General features: G+C 59.4%; 22 protein-coding genes. 3 read left to right on the forward strand and 19 right to left on the reverse strand.

The features are described from left to right. Positions 1-25 precede the first annotated feature (25 nt). The 19 genes from AC1DU9_RS11560 to AC1DU9_RS11650 form a co-directional block, all read right to left on the reverse strand. Positions 26-946 carry a phage capsid protein gene (locus AC1DU9_RS11560; RefSeq protein WP_429581231.1) on the reverse strand — a complete coding sequence of 307 codons (921 nt, stop codon included), beginning with the start codon at positions 944-946 and terminating at the stop codon, positions 26-28. Between the two features lie 23 nt (positions 947-969). Continuing rightward, on the reverse strand, positions 970-1,332 hold the full coding sequence (locus tag AC1DU9_RS11565) for a hypothetical protein (RefSeq protein ID WP_477748641.1): 363 nt from the start codon (positions 1,330-1,332) through the stop codon (positions 970-972). Beyond that, positions 1,332-2,741, reverse strand: coding sequence for a S49 family peptidase (locus AC1DU9_RS11570; RefSeq protein ID WP_477748640.1), 1,410 nt, complete (start codon positions 2,739-2,741; stop codon positions 1,332-1,334). Before AC1DU9_RS11570 ends, AC1DU9_RS11565 begins: the two co-directional genes overlap by 1 nt. Next, positions 2,738-4,348 (reverse strand): phage portal protein, encoded by a 1,611-nt coding sequence (locus AC1DU9_RS11575; protein WP_477748639.1) that lies wholly within the window; start codon positions 4,346-4,348, stop codon positions 2,738-2,740. The genes AC1DU9_RS11570 and AC1DU9_RS11575 overlap by 4 nt, the downstream gene beginning before the upstream one ends. Then, positions 4,345-4,560 (reverse strand): hypothetical protein, encoded by a 216-nt coding sequence (locus AC1DU9_RS11580; RefSeq protein ID WP_030132153.1) that lies wholly within the window; start codon positions 4,558-4,560, stop codon positions 4,345-4,347. Before AC1DU9_RS11580 ends, AC1DU9_RS11575 begins: the two co-directional genes overlap by 4 nt. Beyond that, complete coding sequence (locus AC1DU9_RS11585; protein WP_477810178.1) at positions 4,557-6,614, reverse strand: terminase gpA endonuclease subunit; 2,058 nt, start codon at positions 6,612-6,614, stop codon at positions 4,557-4,559. Before AC1DU9_RS11585 ends, AC1DU9_RS11580 begins: the two co-directional genes overlap by 4 nt. After that, on the reverse strand, positions 6,586-7,131 hold the full coding sequence (locus AC1DU9_RS11590) for a hypothetical protein (RefSeq protein WP_477748637.1): 546 nt from the start codon (positions 7,129-7,131) through the stop codon (positions 6,586-6,588). Before AC1DU9_RS11590 ends, AC1DU9_RS11585 begins: the two co-directional genes overlap by 29 nt. Positions 7,132-7,477: 346 nt before the next feature. Next, complete coding sequence (locus AC1DU9_RS11595; protein WP_477748636.1) at positions 7,478-7,927, reverse strand: hypothetical protein; 450 nt, start codon at positions 7,925-7,927, stop codon at positions 7,478-7,480. 73 nt (positions 7,928-8,000) lie between these two features. Continuing rightward, positions 8,001-8,510 carry a lysozyme gene (locus AC1DU9_RS11600; RefSeq protein ID WP_477748635.1) on the reverse strand — a complete coding sequence of 170 codons (510 nt, stop codon included), beginning with the start codon at positions 8,508-8,510 and terminating at the stop codon, positions 8,001-8,003. After that, positions 8,498-8,716 carry a hypothetical protein gene (locus tag AC1DU9_RS11605; protein WP_143519183.1) on the reverse strand — a complete coding sequence of 73 codons (219 nt, stop codon included), beginning with the start codon at positions 8,714-8,716 and terminating at the stop codon, positions 8,498-8,500. Before AC1DU9_RS11605 ends, AC1DU9_RS11600 begins: the two co-directional genes overlap by 13 nt. A 230-nt stretch (positions 8,717-8,946) precedes the next feature. Continuing rightward, on the reverse strand, positions 8,947-9,510 hold the full coding sequence (locus tag AC1DU9_RS11610) for a hypothetical protein (RefSeq protein WP_477748634.1): 564 nt from the start codon (positions 9,508-9,510) through the stop codon (positions 8,947-8,949). Between the two features lie 9 nt (positions 9,511-9,519). After that, the gene (locus AC1DU9_RS11615) at positions 9,520-9,834 is read right to left on the reverse strand and encodes a hypothetical protein (protein WP_477748633.1); all 315 of its coding nucleotides are present in this window, start codon (positions 9,832-9,834) and stop codon (positions 9,520-9,522) included. 5 nt (positions 9,835-9,839) lie between these two features. After that, a complete protein-coding gene (locus tag AC1DU9_RS11620) occupies positions 9,840-11,135 on the reverse strand; it encodes a tyrosine-type recombinase/integrase (RefSeq protein WP_477810179.1) in 1,296 nt (431 codons plus the stop codon). Further along, on the reverse strand, positions 11,132-11,341 hold the full coding sequence (locus AC1DU9_RS11625) for a hypothetical protein (RefSeq protein WP_477810180.1): 210 nt from the start codon (positions 11,339-11,341) through the stop codon (positions 11,132-11,134). The genes AC1DU9_RS11620 and AC1DU9_RS11625 overlap by 4 nt, the downstream gene beginning before the upstream one ends. Continuing rightward, positions 11,334-12,095, reverse strand: coding sequence for a replication protein P (locus tag AC1DU9_RS11630; protein WP_477810181.1), 762 nt, complete (start codon positions 12,093-12,095; stop codon positions 11,334-11,336). Before AC1DU9_RS11630 ends, AC1DU9_RS11625 begins: the two co-directional genes overlap by 8 nt. After that, on the reverse strand, positions 12,095-12,871 hold the full coding sequence (locus AC1DU9_RS11635; protein WP_477810189.1) for a helix-turn-helix domain-containing protein: 777 nt from the start codon (positions 12,869-12,871) through the stop codon (positions 12,095-12,097). The genes AC1DU9_RS11630 and AC1DU9_RS11635 overlap by 1 nt, the downstream gene beginning before the upstream one ends. Before the next feature lie 11 nt (positions 12,872-12,882). After that, a complete protein-coding gene (locus AC1DU9_RS11640) occupies positions 12,883-13,047 on the reverse strand; it encodes a hypothetical protein (RefSeq protein ID WP_477810182.1) in 165 nt (54 codons plus the stop codon). A gap of 69 nt (positions 13,048-13,116) precedes the next feature. Further along, on the reverse strand, positions 13,117-13,539 hold the full coding sequence (locus tag AC1DU9_RS11645; protein ID WP_477810183.1) for a phage regulatory CII family protein: 423 nt from the start codon (positions 13,537-13,539) through the stop codon (positions 13,117-13,119). Between the two features lie 83 nt (positions 13,540-13,622). Continuing rightward, positions 13,623-13,817 carry a Cro/CI family transcriptional regulator gene (locus AC1DU9_RS11650; protein WP_151213157.1) on the reverse strand — a complete coding sequence of 65 codons (195 nt, stop codon included), beginning with the start codon at positions 13,815-13,817 and terminating at the stop codon, positions 13,623-13,625. Between the two features lie 104 nt (positions 13,818-13,921). Here AC1DU9_RS11650 and AC1DU9_RS11655 point away from each other — a divergent pair, with 104 nt between their 5' ends. The 3 genes from AC1DU9_RS11655 to AC1DU9_RS11665 all read left to right on the forward strand — a co-directional run. Then, complete coding sequence (locus AC1DU9_RS11655; protein ID WP_477810184.1) at positions 13,922-14,809, forward strand: S24 family peptidase; 888 nt, start codon at positions 13,922-13,924, stop codon at positions 14,807-14,809. A 268-nt stretch (positions 14,810-15,077) separates the two neighbouring features. Next, positions 15,078-15,326: a hypothetical protein gene (locus AC1DU9_RS11660; RefSeq protein ID WP_477810185.1), complete on the forward strand. Its 249-nt coding sequence runs from the start codon at positions 15,078-15,080 to the stop codon at positions 15,324-15,326. 193 nt (positions 15,327-15,519) lie between these two features. Beyond that, positions 15,520-15,815 (forward strand): hypothetical protein (locus AC1DU9_RS11665; RefSeq protein ID WP_477810186.1); only part of this gene is annotated, 296 nt, incomplete at its 3' end.

Consider the following 15,815-nt stretch of genomic DNA (forward strand, 5'->3'; position numbering starts at 1 on the left):
GGCTCTCGGTACAGTGTGGCGACGCTTAGATCACGTTTTGCAGAAGCAAGCCGCACTCTTTGGCAATCACCAGTTCCTTGACCTGCTCACCGACGCGCAGGCGGTACCCGCCCTTCAGGCCGACGCTTTCGTCGTACCAGGTCCCGGCGAAGCGATCGTCATATTGGGCAGTAGCCCCCCAGGTCAGGGTCCCGGCTGGAATCTCGACGTTGGCCGCCTGGTAGGTGAACGCGCAATGCCCGGCCCACACCCGTTTGACCTCGGCCGGCTTGCCCTTCTTGGCGATGTTCACGCGGCTTTCGCCGATGAACACGTTTTCGATTTCCAGCAGCTCCATCAGTTGGGCGATGCTCACCACGCCTTTGTCGCCGCTGTTGCCGTGGGCCGCCGCGACCATGCTGCGGTTGACCCGCAACTGGGTCCACTCGGCGCGGCCGATGGTCAACGTGTTCGGGCGCATCAGCGGGCCGTCGAGCTGGGCCAGCAAGAACGGCAACAGGTCGGCGTCGCGGTTGCTGAACTTTTCTGCGGCCGCCAACGGTTTGCCATAGGCATGGTTGTCCGGGTTAAAAGTGGCCCGGGCGACGCGCACTTCGCGGTCCAACAGAATCAGATCGGTCAGCGCTTCTGAGGCATGGTCGAGCGGGTCATAGTTGCTGTTAGCAGCCTTGTCGATGTCGCTTTGTGGGACCACGTCGTCCAAACCGAAATCGGCAGTCGAGGCGTCTTTTTCCTCGGCCGCGAATTCGACTTCCTGAGCGGCGCCCTTACGGCTGATTTCAGTATCGATATGGGTCAGGCGCTCGGCCTTGTCATATTCGAACCACTTGAATTGCTCACCGCCAACGGACTTACGCGGCATCACCTGATCAGCGATCAGCTTGTCATTGCGATAGGCAATGACGATCCCGGTACGGACCGGGTCAATAGGAAACGGGGCTGGCATGCTTGAATTACTCCAGGGTCAAATTAAGCGGCCGGCACAAAGCCGCGCTCGATGAACACGCGGCCGATGGTGCCGGCATCGCCGGTTTCGTCGGCGCGGGCGATGTAGGCTTCGCCGGGTTTCGCCTTCACCGCACGACCGGCGACGTCGGCGGTCAGCAAGTCACCAAACCCAACAGCGTCGCCATACTCCAACTCGGTCGGGCCGCTTCGGATCACGTCGCAGACGGTGCCTGCCACCGCGCCGAGGCTGCCGGTCACGCCCATCAACGGCGCTTCGCTCGGCCCCGTGGCTTGCTTGAACTCGCCTTCGACATCGTCATAGGCGGCAATGCGGTACGGCTCGGCATCCGTACCGGCGCGACGGCTTTCAATGTGTTGACGCATCAGGCTTTACCCCCTTGGATCATTCGCACAGCGGCGGAAATAGTGATTTTGTTGCCCTTGGCGGCTTCGGAATCGACAAGGCTGCGGGCTTCAGCGGCCAGCGTTTTCGGGTCAACGGTGGACTTCCCGCCCTGGGGTTCGGCGCCACCCTTGACCTTGTTGGCTTCGGTATTGGCAGCGTCGTGCAGGTAATCGGCACCGCCTTTTTTCTCGGCGGCGATAATCTGCGCGGCGGCTTCCGGGCCGCTGGTGGTGCCGTCCAAGGCCAGGGCCTGAATCAGCTTTTCATGCCCGGGCAAGCTGTTGGCAAACACCGCCGTGACGCGTGCGGTTTCGGCCGTCCGGCCGGCGATTTCCCCTTCGGCTTTGCCCGCCGTGTGACCCGTCACACGAGCCGCTTCGACGGCGGTGGCCATGTCGGCCGCACCGGTGGCGGCAATGGCGGCGAAAGCGTCCGGGTGTTGGGCCTTCAGGGCGTCAGCAACGGCGGCCGCCGTCGCCCCTTCTGCGATAGTCAGAGGCATGTGGTTTGCTCCTACGTTGGTCTTGGCGGCGGTTGACGCCTTGAGTGGTTGAATCGGGCGCGACGACTGCCGGCCGCTTAGCTCGGCGATCAAGCCTTCCAAGCTGCCGAGGCGGTGCGCCATGCCCTGCTTTACTGCCTTGGCACCGATGAAGGTGCCGCCCCGGCCAAAGTCGGCCAGGACCTTGTCGCGGCCGACACCCATGTTTCGGGTCACCGCGTCGATGAACACTGTTTCGAGGTCGTCGACGATGGTCTGCACCGCGGCCTGGCCGTCCTCGCTGGTCGGGTCAAGGCGCTTGTTCGGCGCATTGCTCGACACGACTTCGATGCGTTGTTCGCCCTCGACCGGCGGCAGGATGCGAAACCCCGCTACCGTGCCCACCGAACCCAGTTCGGCGGTCGCATCGATCACCACTTCGGCACAGGCCGAAGCCATCCAGTACGCCGCCGAACAGGCTTGGCCACCGACATAGGCGACGATCTTTTTCCGGCCACGGGCCTGATAGATCATTTCGGCCATTTCATTCAGGCCGTTGACCTGGCCACCAGGCGAGTCGAACCACAGCACCACGGCGCGGGCCTTGGGGTCTTCAATCGAAGCCGACAGCGACTTGGCCAGCGCCTCGGTCGATGTACCGCCGCAGATTTCGTGCATCCAGCTGGCATAACGCGACACCACCCCGCGCACCTTGATCAGTGCCACCCCGTCGCGCAGCTCGACGGCGGGGGCCGATTTCATCCCCTCGCCGTCTTGCGTGGCCAGTGCCTCCAGGCTGCCGGCCTTCAGCTCTCGGCGGGCGATGGCTTCCATGTCGGCCAGCATCGTCGGCGGCAGCGCCCAGGCTTGTGAGGCCAGAAACTGCAAGGCCATCAGCTTTTTCATGCGTCCTCCCCTGGCAGCAAAAAGCCCCGTTGGCGGTTGCCTTCGGGGCCTTGTTCGACGTTGTCGTCATTGGGCGGCGCACTCGGCGCCGCCGGTTTGTACTTGCGGCGCTCCTCGATCACGCGCCGGTTGTTGATTTGCTCCCAGCCCTGGCCCAGCAAGTGACGGCTTTCCCGTTCGTGCGTACTGATGCCGATCTTTAGCCGCTTCTCGGCCGCGTTGACCGCCTTCAGTTCGTCTAGCTCGCCCAGGTTCGGCCCGTGCCACAGTGCTTGGCAGTAGGCCCGGCGGACCAGCGGGTCCTGAAAGTACCCCGGCAAGCGCAGACGCCCCCGCGCCACCGCTTCCGCGATCACGGTTTCGTAATACGGCTGGCACACGTCGACGACGAAGTTCGCCCGGTCGACCATGATGTAATGGGCGAACTGCAACAGTGCCGCCCGGCTGGCCGAGTAACTGGCGGTAAAATGTTTGATCAACACTTCAAACGGCACGCCAATGGCGCCGCCGATCATGCGCCAGAGCGCCGTCACGAACGGGTCAAAGGCCGCATTCGGTCGCCCCGGGTTGGCCGTTTCAATGCTCTCGCCTTCGTCCAGCTCATACACCAGGCCATCACCCAGGCGCAGGTCACGGGCTTCGTCGCTGTCGTGGTCATCGTCATCCGCTGCGCCTGTCCTGCCCCCTCCCGGACCATAAGCATCCCCACCACCATCGCGGTCGGACTTGATGAACACGGTGAATTTCGAGCTAATCACCGACGCCATCAGTTCGGCATCGATGTAGCGCCCGGCCTGCTTAATCACCTCGATCACCGGCGCCAAATCAGGAATGCCCCGCGTTTGACTGGCCCGCATGTTGTGGTTGGAGTGAATCAGCACGTTGCGCCGGCTCTGCTCACCGAACAGCGGCACCCGCTGCCAGGACGCTTTCGAGCGCAAAAAACGCTTGGCCGGGTTGGTTTGCAGCACATGCACCGCCACGGCGGCGCCGTGTTCGTCCAGCTCGAAACCGCCCGACAGGGTTTCGCTGTCGGGTTTGTTGTTCGGGTTGCACACGCGGTCGGACTCGACCGACTGAAAGTGCGTCGCGTACGGTGACCCTTCACGCTCGAAATGTGGCAGCAACAGAAACGCGTCGCCATTCACCCGGGCGCTATGGAACAGCTCGGCTTGCTTTTGAAAGAAGGTCTTGCGCCGCGCGGCGTCTGCCTCCAGGCAATCGGCCGCCAGGTTGAACTCACGCAACATTTGCGCCTGTAACGTCTCCGCCTGCTGGGAACTCAGCCCCAGGAACTCGGCGTCGATACTCGGTTCAGGCCGTAGCCCGGTGCCGATCACATAGACCGTCTTGGTTTTCATGGCGCCGTGGGCAATCGGGTTATTGCGCTCCAAGTCGCGCGACCGCGACCGCAGGGTCGCCAGTTCGGGGTTAACGTCGCCGTCGGCGTCTTTTTTCGAGGTAAACCACGATTTCAGCGCCGGGCGACTTTTCGACGCCCCAGCGAATGAATCCAGGGCGTCGAGACTCATCCGGTCCCGCGCGCGCTCCAATCCCGCCGAAGCGGAAAAGAAACCGACCACGCGGTCGAAGACATTTCGACTCATATCGGAATCCCTTGTCGCGCCACCGGTCCGCCGCGCAGGCTGCGCCGCAGGCGATCGCGTTGTGCATACAGGGTTTTAAGGTCCGCCATCTGCACCTTTCGCGTCCCGGCGGCCGTCGTCACCTCGACGTTTTGACCACCCTGCAACACATCAAGAATGGCCTTGTCGATGGCGGCGATTTCCGCCCGAACTGCCCCACGGTTTCGGCTCATAGCTGGCACTCACTCACAGCCCCCCGGCGGCGTTTTTTCCGCTTCGGCGCCGGCACTGCCGGTTCCGGTGAGGGTTTGGGTTTTTGTTTTACCCGCGCGCCATCAGGCAACGCAGGCATGTCCGTTAGGTCAGGCGCGGTTTCATCCGGCAGGTCTAGCATTTCGTCCCCCAGGCGCGGCAGGCGATGCACCTGCTCAAGATGGGCGGCTGTCGCCGCCAACACTTCAGCGTCGAAATAGTGGTTGTCGGTACGCAGCTTGTGCCAGAACACGCGCCCCGCCTGGGTCACCAGGCGCGCCTCGGCGACCACCTGCTGGCAGTAATCGTCGGTCGCGTCTTGTGCGATGTACCAAGCGCCGGCATGTTCCACCGGCCATTCGATACGGGCATGCACCCAGCTTTTGAAGTGGTCGGTGTGGATGTGCATCAGCTTCAGCGGTTGGCGTTCGTGGCCCTTCTGGTCCACGTCAGCGAACTTGTACGGCTTGTCCTGTTGCTGCCGGCCCTTGGTCGGCACCGCGCGGCCGTAGTAGCGCCGGCAGAACTGATAGACCATATGCACCGGTGCGGCCTTACCGCCGGGCTTATAGCCCGAATCGACCAGCATCCGCGCAATCGGCCGGCCGTCGTAGGTCGTTTCCAGCAGCGTGGCCAGGTCCTGCCACACCTGTTCCTGTTCGGTGTCGCCCCATATCTCGCCGTGCTCAATCAGCCACGACGAAAAGTTGTAGCCGAAGCCGCGCACCACATAGACCAGACGATCGCCTTGCACGTCGACACCGGCCAAGATCAGTTGCACCCCGCGCGGCACCTCGCCAAAGGCATAGGGCCGGCGTAGCGCGGCAACCGACTGCCAGGCCGGCGCCTCACCCTTGACCATGAACAGCTCGCCGAATGCGGTGTTAATCGCGGCCTGCATCCGGCCGGGCTCGCCCGACAACATGGCCACCACGAACTTGCGCGCGCGCTGGCCAAAGGTCTGCCAGGGCGAGCACAACCCGGACACCCAAAACGACGCCGAAGTGTCTGCCTCCAGCGGCGCCAGGTAGGTACCGAATTCGACCGTTACCGTCACGCCGCCCTGCTCGATCTGCGCACCCGCCACGTTGAAGCCGACCAGGCGCTGGCCCGGGGCGACAAACACACCACGGTCATTCATCCACTCTTTCGATTCCTCGGCGATCATCGCCGAGCAATGCGGGCAGAACAGCCGGGCGTCGTCCAAGGCCTGCTTGGGCGTCGCCCCGTCGGGGATGTACAAGGTCGAAAAACGCGGGATGAAGTACCGACCACAACCCTTGTGCGGGCACGGCCAGGCCCATTCGTGCCRCGTGCCTTCCTGCCACAGCTTCCACACCGGCGAATGGACATCGTCCGACGGCCGCCAGCGCTCCAGGCCATCGTCGTCGGTTTCGGTTTCCACGCTGCCAACGGTCGGTGTCGAAACGACCGTCACATTGCCGTCGATGAAGTTAGAAATACGCGCTTCGGCCAGACTGATCGGGTCGCCTTCGCCGCCGACGTTATTGCCCATACGGTCGCGTTCATCGACGAACACATCGCGCGATGGATGCGACGCCAGCTCAGTCGCCGAGCCCGCCCAGCCGAAGCCGATGCGCTGACCGTTGATGAACTTTTCATTGATCGTGTCTTGCTTGCCCTTGGCCAGCGCCTCAAACAGCGACGGCACCGACTTCAGCAATTTGGAAAAACGATCCTTGCTCACCGACTCGACGTTCTTGCGAGTCGGGCCGATGTACAGCACCGGACCCGGATCGTCGTCCATCCGCCAGCCAACCGCGTTTAACAGCACGCCGTCGGTCTTGGACATCTGCGCGCCCATCACGCCGGTCACCATTTTGAACAGCGGGTCGCGGATGGCTTCGGTGATGCCCTTGACCCAAGGTGCGCGATCGCTGTTCCACGGCCCCGGCTCAGGACTGCCCGGCGGCAGAACACGCTTCTGATTGGCCCACAGCCACGCCGCGCGCAGCGGCGCTGGCCGAAACACCTTGGCCCCCCGCTTAAGAATCCTCTTCAGACGGTGCGGCATGGATGTCTAGCGCCTCCAGCATGTCGGCCGCGACCGACATGGCCCGGGTCAGTTCGTCGTCGAATATCTGCAAGCCCGCCGCTTCATTGCGCGCGGTGAATACTTTGGGAATCACCTTGCGGCCCACCGGGCGCAGGATCATCGCCATCTGTGTCAGTGCGCTGGCCAGGGTCTGCTCGACCAGGTCGATGTCGATCAAGGTCTTTTTCTTTTCGCCCAGCTCCAACGCGCGCAACTCGGCTTCGGCTTCCCGCGTCTTGCGGTCGGCGCGCAGCTTCATCAGTTCTTCTTGTTCCTTGCTGGTGGTTTGACCTTCAAGCGTGCTGCCGTCGCCCAGTTGCCTTGCCACCTCCCGCGCAATTTCCCAAGCGGTGGCCTTGGCCATGTCGATGCGCAAGGGGTCGCCCTTCTTGCCACTTCCCTCATGCGGCAACCCCTCGCCAAGCCAACGCGTAACCGTCCGTTCGGACATGCCCCGGGCATCGGCGTATTCGCGTTTATTCAGAATCAGCGGCATAGGTCGACCAATGCGAAGAGGTGGCCGAGCGCTTGGCCTATTTGTCCACCTTGCCCTTCTCGTTCGGCGCACACGTTGCCAGTAAATTCAAGGGCTGCACGTGACCACCTGTTCAAAAATTGAACGATAAAGGTGGACAAAGGGCGCGCTTTTCCGAAAACCGAAAAATTCGCGAGCCGCGCGGGCCTGACGACCGTAGGTTCAAATTTTGGAGCCAGAGGGACCCAGACCCATCGACGCACCATCATGGCGCGTGGTGGGTGCCTGTTGTTGGATGCAGGCCAGCACCTGGGCGGCGCAGGTCTTCAAGGCGTCTTCAGTCACTAACACGGCATCCTCCCATTGCTCATTGGCCAGCACCGCCGGGCGTGCCGGCAGGCGGCAGGCTACCAGCGGACAGGGCTGCGCTTGGCTTGTACTGGGTTGGGTCGGTGGTTTCTGGACGGGCGAACTGCACCCCGTAAGCAGCAGGTACAGCACCGGCCAGGTAATCGGCGATAGCTTGATCATTCTCTTTAAGCTCCTGTAGCGCGTTACGCGTAACGGCACCATCCTTAGCGATGGTCTGCGCCAATGATCGGAACAAGCGGTCAGCGGTCTGCGCTTGCTTCAGTTGGGCACGCTGGTCATCGATCACCCCCGCCTGTTCGGCGGTTCGCTGCTGTTCGGTTGTCAGCTGATTGCTGACATTGCTGCTGGCCTGTTCGGCCAACGCGCGGGCCGAATCGACGGCCTCAATGCGCCAGAGCGCCAAGGCCGCGACCAGCAACGCGATACCCCAGGGAATCAGCTTCATACCATCACCACTTGATACGGACCGACCGCCACGGTGGCCAGCAGGAACACGACAACACTTACCAGCGCGCCGATCACAAATCCCACGCACATAAGGTTTCCTCCAGGGAGCGACGATGAATGATGCCGTCGCACTTGCTGCTCTTCAGCGCGCAATCCTTACCGGCAACGTATCGCCACCGCTTGAGTTGATCGCACGCTTGCACGTACTGCCCTTGGCGAAGCAGGCTGGCCGCTGTCGAGCCGCAGAACTTTGGGCCGCCGACGTTGTAGGCAAACAAGCCCCACCCCGCTTTCATCGATTCGGGCATCAGGTCGTGGGTGGTTACACACCGCGCAACGTCCCTCAGTCCGATGTCGATGGCCTCACGATTGCGGCGCGTGCAGCCCTCGACTGTTTCAACATCGCCCAACTTCACACCCTTGGTCACCCCTCCGCAGATGGTAGGAACGCCGCCAATGTCTAGATAGGCATGCAGAGGGTTGCCCTCGACGATGGGGACTGCCACGTCCATCAGCTGATAGGCCGAACCACCGGCAGCCAACACCGCCAGAAGCGCGGCCGGCAGCTTTATTTTCGCCATGCCGTCACCGCTGACGTAACCGAACTAACCAGCGTGGTGCGCCAGGACGGGAACGCCTTATCGAGCAACAGCAACAGGGTATAGAGCAGAGTCATCCAGCCAATCAGGTGGCTAATTTGAAAGCCGAAAAGCGTGGTGCTGCTGAAATACGCCACCGGCGGCGCGGCTTTCGCGACCGTCACCGCAAGGCCAGATTCTGTGTTCACTTTTCTGTCCCCATAAAAAAGCCCCCGGCCGTTGAGAGCCGAGGGCTTGAAGGTTGCTCACGCTCCAACTTTGGGAGAGTGAAATAAAAGAAGCCCCGCACAGTGGCGAGGCTTAGGAGTGGTGCAGAAAGCAAAAAGCCCGACACGATGGCCGGGCTTTAAGTCGTCGAATCTCATAACGCGTAAGATCGACATGATGGGGGCAATTTACGATCATTCCGCCATCATAGTCAAGCAGCGTCGATGAATATTTCTTCCCTATCAAATATCTCCGTGGCATGCACCACTGCGGCCTCTTCTAAGCGTTCCAAGCACTTGGCAATGCCGGTCTTCCAACGGCGTCGAGTCGACTCCGGCTTGCCCTCCATGTCCCAGGTATTCATGTCATAGAACTCGGCAGGCAACACGATCATGTCGGTGGAGCGCTTGCTGGTTTGGACACCACACAGTTTCGGAATGGCCCAAGCGGTGACTGCTTTGTAGATAAACAACTGAGGGGCTGGAGACACTATCCGGCTGATCAAGCGACCGATGGAGTCGACCTTATTGGCCTTATGGGTCGAGTACTTTGCAATCAGCACATCCCACTGCGCCGGTGCCAGTTCGCGGTGCAACAACGCATGCAGGCAGCAGTCATAGTCGAACTTGTCACGGACCGAAATGGTGCTGCCCGTACCACCCTGGCGCAGATCAGCATCAATCAGTTTTTGCCAGCTCTGCTTGGTGCTGTTATCGATGTTGTCGGCGGCCAGTACGCGGACCAGCGTGCCCATCACGTCTTTATAAATGCCCATGGCGTTCCCTCAATCCCCTGTGTAGTTCGATCCGCCGGCACCGCGGCGGTTGTTTCGTTCGTATTGCTGCGCCGGGCCGCTCAATGCCCGACGGTGCCCCAATAGCTGCTGATCGGCCTGCTGCAACTTGAAGCTCAGTTGTGTGACCAGATCCTGCAACGGCAGCGCTTCACCGGTACCGGCGGCAACCCATCCGGAAGCATTGCACCGGTCGCAGTCGATCTGGTGGAACAGGCCGCTGATGACTGCTTTCCCATGACATGCCGGGCACTGGGTCAGGTCAATCATCTGCTTCCGGAAGGCGGGGCCATGGACCTTTTTCATCGTTTTTAATCCTCGCCTATGGTTGATTCTTGAATGGACTCGCAGGCCTTATGTTCTGTGGTTTCCAGCGCATTACCGGAATCTCCGAATCTAACGCCGGTCAACATATGAATCTGGTCAAAACCCTTTTTATCTAGATGCGCGTGCCACTGCTCCAGGGCATCCCGCTTGCGACCCATCACGTCCGATTGGATGTACACCTTCACGTTGTGGCCCATGGCATGATTGATCAGCAGTTCGCCGATCAAGTGGTCGATGCCGAGGTCTGCCCATCCGGTACGAGCTACCTTGCGCAGATCGTGACTGGTCCACTCACCCTCCCCCAGCCGCACGAACACGGCACTCGCCTGCCCTTCGCTGATTGCCTTTCCGTTACGGGACGGGAACAGGAACTGACCGTCATACCCTTTGACTCGCTGGATCTCGCGATAGCTGATGAGCACCTTGCGTACCTGATCGGTCAGCGGCAGGTGATGCTCGACGCCGGTCTTGGTGTGCTCGGCTGGAATGAACCACTCACGCTCAGCCAGGCTGATGTGCGACCAGCGTGCCTGCCGGGTTTCGCCGATGCGGGTGCCATGGCAGAGCATCATCAGAGCCAGTAGGCCGTCCGAAGGGTTGCTCGCCATGGCACCGAGCAAGCGAGTCATCAGGTCTTGGAGCTGGGTACCACGCAACCGTGAAGGCTTGATCCCGACCTTGGCTTTGGAGAAGTCGTTGAACTTCATGCTCGCCATTGGATTGGACGAAATCAGGCCCAGCTTGAGCGCCTGACGGAAAGCCAGGGCCAGCAGCTGGAACACCGAACGCACGTAGTCGATGGAAATGCTTTCCTGTAACGGCCACATCAGCTGGCTGTCGAGACCAGCCTTGTTGATGTCGGTCAGCAACAGACCACCGAGGCGCGGCAGCAGGTGGCACTTGATCATCGAGGCGCCGGTCTTCTTGCGCTTCTCGGACAGGTTGCGGTCACGGGCCATGCGCTCGGCGTACCAGGCCAGCAGCTCGCCAGTGGTACTCCATTTGGAAAGGTTCGCCCCTTCATCAGCAGCGACCCGAAGACGAACCGCTGGCAGTGCCGCGACCACCTGCTTTGTGCTCAGGTCGGGGAAGTTGCCGATCTTGTTCCAAGTGCGCTTATTGAGCAGGTACCAAGAACCGCGGGTTCGATTCTTCGCGAAGCGAAAGTGCAACGCCGGGTGACTCGCATCTCGCAGGTCGCGGACGTGAAGTTTCTTGGCGCTGCGCTCGATTTCGGCATCCGAAAGTTTCACGGTCAGGGTTTTCACTTGGGCGGTCATTGCGGGCTACCTGCGGGCCCCAAAAGATCGACGACTTGAAAGGTGTTCGGCCACATTGATGCGCCATAACGCTCGGCCATCGCCTGATCAACAAACAGCGCTAATGCGTGATCGGGAGTACTCCCCAGATCCCACTTGTAAGAGCAGCAGAACACGGCGAAGCGGTAGTTCTCCGGGTCAGGAACAGCCAGCAGACGATCAGGCATTGGAGTGGCCTTCGATGTTTGTTTTATTTCGAATACCGAAACGAGACAGCAACTGAGCACGGGCGGTTTGACCATCGACAGGAATGGATTGCCGAGCCATGGTTGCCAGTAGCCGCGCATCACCGTACTCCTGAGCAAGCTGCACCTCTGGTCTCTGCGAGTCATGYCCGATGCCGATGGCGATATCCTCAAGCGGCTTACCCTGGACCAGCATCCGGATCGTGATGTCGTACGCCCGATCGAAAACCTTGCAGGCTTTTTCCGACACCAAGCTGTTCAGGTTGTGCATCTCGCACTGGAGCGCGGCATGACGTACCGCTGGGTGCGACCACACACGGGAAGAGGCGCGGCTCGGGTCCAAATTGACCAGGGCTTCGCGGAAAGCCTTATCGTGTGAAGGGACGCCCAACATCTCAGGCGTTGGCTGGCACCACTTCACGAACTTACCAACGCTCGGCGCGAAATCGCCGCCGTACTGTCGGCAGTTCTGAAGCCCGTACCGGATCTGCTCAAGGGTATTGATTCCAGCGACGATGAACGCCTTGATCCAACTACGTTTTGCAGCTCGCAAGGCATCGTCGTCGGGCCAGGCCTGTTTCCATGCCGGAAAAATCGCCTGTAGCTCTTTGAACAATGCGTTAACGACATCGGTGGTGCCGGGCGGCAGTTGTTTAGGTTGAACCAGCGCAACGGGTGGCAGGTTTCCCATCTTGCTGAGCAGTTGAGTAGCGCTACGCGGCGCTTTCATCTCCATCACAAATCCCCCAGATCATCAGCCCAGCTGGAGTCATCGAAGTCAGGCTGCGCAGATTGGCCTCCGGCACGCTTCACCTGCTCACGCTTGATCCACTTGACCAGTCGAAAGCACCAGCCAGACGGGCTGTCGACGGTCATAGACTTGGCAACGAAGAAGCCCTTAAAATCAGCGAACAACTCATCAGTCACCGACTCAGCAGGCAGCCCGGCGATTGCGAGTTGATCAGCCAATCCTTTCTCGCTCGGTACCCAGGTGGCGAACATGGCGAAGCGTTGGCGTTCATCCAGCGCATCGATGGCGGCTTGGTCCTGCTCGGCGATCACATCGGAAATCTCGCGTTGCGGCTGCTGTTCGGTTCCTTGATGGTTAATTGACGTATTGGGTGCAGCCGCTGCACCCCGTTCTGTTCCAGGCTGCACCCCGTTCTGTTGTGAGTTGCATCCCGTTGCGTCATTTGCACCCCGGTTTGTACGGGGTGCAGGAATTGCACCCCGCGAGAGTTGAAGGTCGTAAACGACTGGGCGACGGTCATGACGATCGATATGCACGGCTGCGATGGCTTGATTACCTTTCTGGATCAGCCCGACCTTCTCTAGATCGTCCAGCTTGTAACGGACGGTGCGCTCGGACAGTCCGGTGTCTTGAGCCAGGGTCGAGGCAGAGGGAAAGGCGCCAGCACCGTTCGAACCGGCATAGTTGGCAAGGCACAACAGCACGTGACGCGCGCTTGAGTCTTTCAGGGATTGGGTGGGCAGAGAGAGCGCCCATGACATTGCTTGGACACTCAAAACGTAATTCCTTGAAGTTGTTCAACCAGCGTGACGTTGCCTGATCGAGTCACCATCACTTCTATATCGCACACGACATGGTGGTGATGTTTGCCGGTGAGTTCGGCGATCTTCCGGCTTGACATGATGATCGTATTGCTTGGAGCAACGATCGTGTTCATAATGGCCCCACAGAGTTTTACAAGTTGTTGAAAAGCCGGGTTGCAGCCCGGCTTTTTTGTGTCTGCGATTCAGGCTGCTTTTAGTGATTCGCGCAGAACCTGCAGCGCATCGATTGCTTCCAAAATGGCTTTCTCGCCTTGGGCTTTTTCGTGCTGACTGATGTGGTTATCCTCGGCAGCATCAAAGATCAGCCGGCCAACATCTCCGCACTCAGCCGATRGTTGCCCAAGCGCAACCATCAAAGGCTTGGCGGCAGGCTTTTCCCTCGCCACCAAGTCGTACCCGAACTGATCGGCCAGAGCGGTCAATGGGCGCATATCACCTGTGTGCAGCAGAACTCCGAAAAGATGCTCGATGGTCAGGTGATGGGCGGCGTTGTCCGGGTTCGAGCGCTGCAACAGGCTCACGTGCGCCATGCACATTTTCCCCGCCAGTTCCTCTGCCCCGCTTTCCTTGACGGTGGTGTGGCAAGCCCTCAAGAAATCTTCCATTCGTAAAACCTCAAATTTGTTTCCGTAGCACCGCTGAAGCTGCTCGGCGATCATTCGCTCAACAGATCAACGACAGGGATGACTTATGCAGCGGATTTTTGGGATGGAAACGGACGCAGTTCACTTGCCTGGAAGCTCCCATCGGGGAGCTCAAGCACGCGAATATCCCGTTTTGCGGATAAAGCTTTATGGATGGCTGGGGCAGTGACGCGGAGAAGCCTTGCGGCTTCGGACTGCCCTTTGTCAGCCACGAACTTGTCGAGGGAAGTCTCATTCATGGTCGTGCCTCTCTTGTAGATAAGGCAGATATTAACCATCTGTTAATTTATAATCAATACCGATGGTTTCTTCTCATTTTTAACCATTGGTATAAATTCGCGCGATGACTAAAAAACGAATCCTGTCGCCGGACCGCATGGCCGAATGCGAAGCTGCGCACGCTCTGTTTCTTTCAAAAAAGAATGAGATGAAGCTGAGTCAGAAGAAAATCGCCGACGCTGCCGGAATGACGCCCGCTGCGGTAAATCTCTATTTCAAAGGGATTAATCCGCTCAACGCACAGTTCGCTTCAGTTCTTTCGCGCATGCTCCAAGAGCCAGTTGAGTCATTCAGCCCTCGCCTGGCAGAAGAGATACGAAAACTGACCAGCGTCCCGGTTCCCATGGCTGGACATGACATAGGCGCCCAAGATGAAGGGACAAGCGCAGCCGATTTGGTAAAGGAAATGCTTGCTCGGAGCGGAAAGCGGCTTTCACCTGATGCCCGACAGCGTTTGCTTGATGCTGCTGAAGAACCCCAGAAAACCAATGTCATTACGGCTGACTTTTCGCGCCCAGGCCTGGTCGGCGATGAAGTTTGGATCGCTCATTACGACATCCGCGCTGCAATGGGTGGCGGGCAGATCGCTGCCGATTACCCAGAAATGTTTCAGGACGTACGGGTAAGTCCCAAGCATCTGCGTGAATTGGGCGTGGACTTCGAAGAGCACTACCACTTGAAGATGGTCACCGGCTGGGGCCAGTCGATGGAACCGACAATCAAGCATCGCGACCCGCTGATCGTCGACGTGCACATTCGGGAGTTCGTCGGTGAYGGGATCTATCTGTTTTCGTGGGACGACCACATCTACATCAAGCGACTGCAAGTTGCCGATGAAGATCACTTCGAGATGATTTCCGACAACACCCGGCACAAAGACCGGATGATTCGTCGAGATATGACGTTCATCCAAGCGCGCGTTCTGTTGGTGTGGAACGCGCATCTAGTGTAGCTGGCACCGAGGCCTGGTGATCTGGCTTGAAGGTTGATGGCATGGCGCACTCACTTCGATACCATATAGGCGAATCCGTCCGCACCACCGAGGCTGAGATGGGGAAGCTACTCGATTAGCAGCAATGCTTAGAGATGCAGGAGATGAAGAACTGGCTCTAGCCGTCTCGGCCCAGGCGAATAAGCTGCTGGAGACTGCGGTAGCACTGAGAATCGCTCTGGCGGGTTAAATACCGGATTAGTGTGATGGGGATTTGTAAGGGGCGATGATGGGACTCAACAAACCAGAGCAGGACCTGAAGCGCGATCTCCAGGGTATCGCCTCCGATCTGAAGTGGCCAGCGGTTGAGCTGATGCGGATCGCCGAACGGCTGAGCTTGACCGGGAACGAGGCAGATGCTCAAGCCGTGCTGAGAATGTGCACCGTGTTCCATGCTGATGAGGATCGGCTGACTGCTTACGCTGATGAGGTGAAGGCGGGGTTGATCACAAGCGGAAAGGCTGGGGATTTCAATTGATTTCAATAATCTTACCAATCAGCCGATAGCATGGTGGAACCAGTGCAAACCCCTAGCGTCTGACCTATAGTCGTTTCGTACGCGCCACGTTTTAGACAAGCTGCATTTCGTGGCGCTTGACATAGTAACAGCGGCGACCATAATCGCTGCCCAGTCCCACTCCTGGGGCTAAAAGATGGATGACGGAGGCAAAATGCACGGCATCACTCAAAATGATCGCATGGAGCGCATGAGTGACTACCTGAGAAGCGAGGCAGTTAGATCGCTAGATCTGCTGCGCGTGATCGATGGGACTATTGAAGCGCTAGTCCTTATGCGCCGCCAAATGGATGCGTTCAATGAAGCTATTCATAGTTTGATCGCTCAAGTCCTTACTGCAAAAAACTGCGTTTTCACAGAAGATGAGATCATTCCATCTCTTGAGCAGTCTCAAGACATTTTGGCAAAAATCCATGCCGATCTTGAGAAGCGCCTAGAGTGCGCAAAATC

The sequence above is a fragment of the Pseudomonas sp. P4_C1 genome, assembly GCF_056402155.1.

Bases quoted from the DNA above. Each gene is read 5' to 3' on its own strand.
- AC1DU9_RS11590 (WP_477748637.1), bottom strand. From the start codon at position 7,131: ATGCCGCTGATTCTGAATAAACGCGAATACGCCGATGCCCGGGGCATG.
- AC1DU9_RS11650 (WP_151213157.1), bottom strand. From the start codon at position 13,817: ATGAATGAGACTTCCCTCGACAAGTTCGTGGCTGACAAAGGGCAGTCC.
- AC1DU9_RS11640 (WP_477810182.1), bottom strand. From the start codon at position 13,047: ATGAACACGATCGTTGCTCCAAGCAATACGATCATCATGTCAAGCCGG.
- AC1DU9_RS11615 (WP_477748633.1), bottom strand. From the start codon at position 9,834: ATGAAAAAGGTCCATGGCCCCGCCTTCCGGAAGCAGATGATTGACCTG.
- AC1DU9_RS11570 (WP_477748640.1), bottom strand. From the start codon at position 2,741: ATGAAAAAGCTGATGGCCTTGCAGTTTCTGGCCTCACAAGCCTGGGCG.
- AC1DU9_RS11600 (WP_477748635.1), bottom strand. From the start codon at position 8,510: ATGGCGAAAATAAAGCTGCCGGCCGCGCTTCTGGCGGTGTTGGCTGCC.
- AC1DU9_RS11620 (WP_477810179.1), bottom strand. From the start codon at position 11,135: ATGACCGCCCAAGTGAAAACCCTGACCGTGAAACTTTCGGATGCCGAA.
- AC1DU9_RS11565 (WP_477748641.1), bottom strand. From the start codon at position 1,332: ATGCGTCAACACATTGAAAGCCGTCGCGCCGGTACGGATGCCGAGCCG.
- AC1DU9_RS11625 (WP_477810180.1), bottom strand. From the start codon at position 11,341: ATGCCTGATCGTCTGCTGGCTGTTCCTGACCCGGAGAACTACCGCTTC.
- AC1DU9_RS11580 (WP_030132153.1), bottom strand. From the start codon at position 4,560: ATGAGCCGAAACCGTGGGGCAGTTCGGGCGGAAATCGCCGCCATCGAC.
- AC1DU9_RS11635 (WP_477810189.1), bottom strand. From the start codon at position 12,871: ATGTCATGGGCGCTCTCTCTGCCCACCCAATCCCTGAAAGACTCAAGC.
- AC1DU9_RS11560 (WP_429581231.1), bottom strand. From the start codon at position 946: ATGCCAGCCCCGTTTCCTATTGACCCGGTCCGTACCGGGATCGTCATT.
- AC1DU9_RS11660 (WP_477810185.1), top strand. From the start codon at position 15,078: ATGGGACTCAACAAACCAGAGCAGGACCTGAAGCGCGATCTCCAGGGT.
- AC1DU9_RS11595 (WP_477748636.1), bottom strand. From the start codon at position 7,927: ATGAAGCTGATTCCCTGGGGTATCGCGTTGCTGGTCGCGGCCTTGGCG.
- AC1DU9_RS11575 (WP_477748639.1), bottom strand. From the start codon at position 4,348: ATGAGTCGAAATGTCTTCGACCGCGTGGTCGGTTTCTTTTCCGCTTCG.
- AC1DU9_RS11610 (WP_477748634.1), bottom strand. From the start codon at position 9,510: ATGGGCATTTATAAAGACGTGATGGGCACGCTGGTCCGCGTACTGGCC.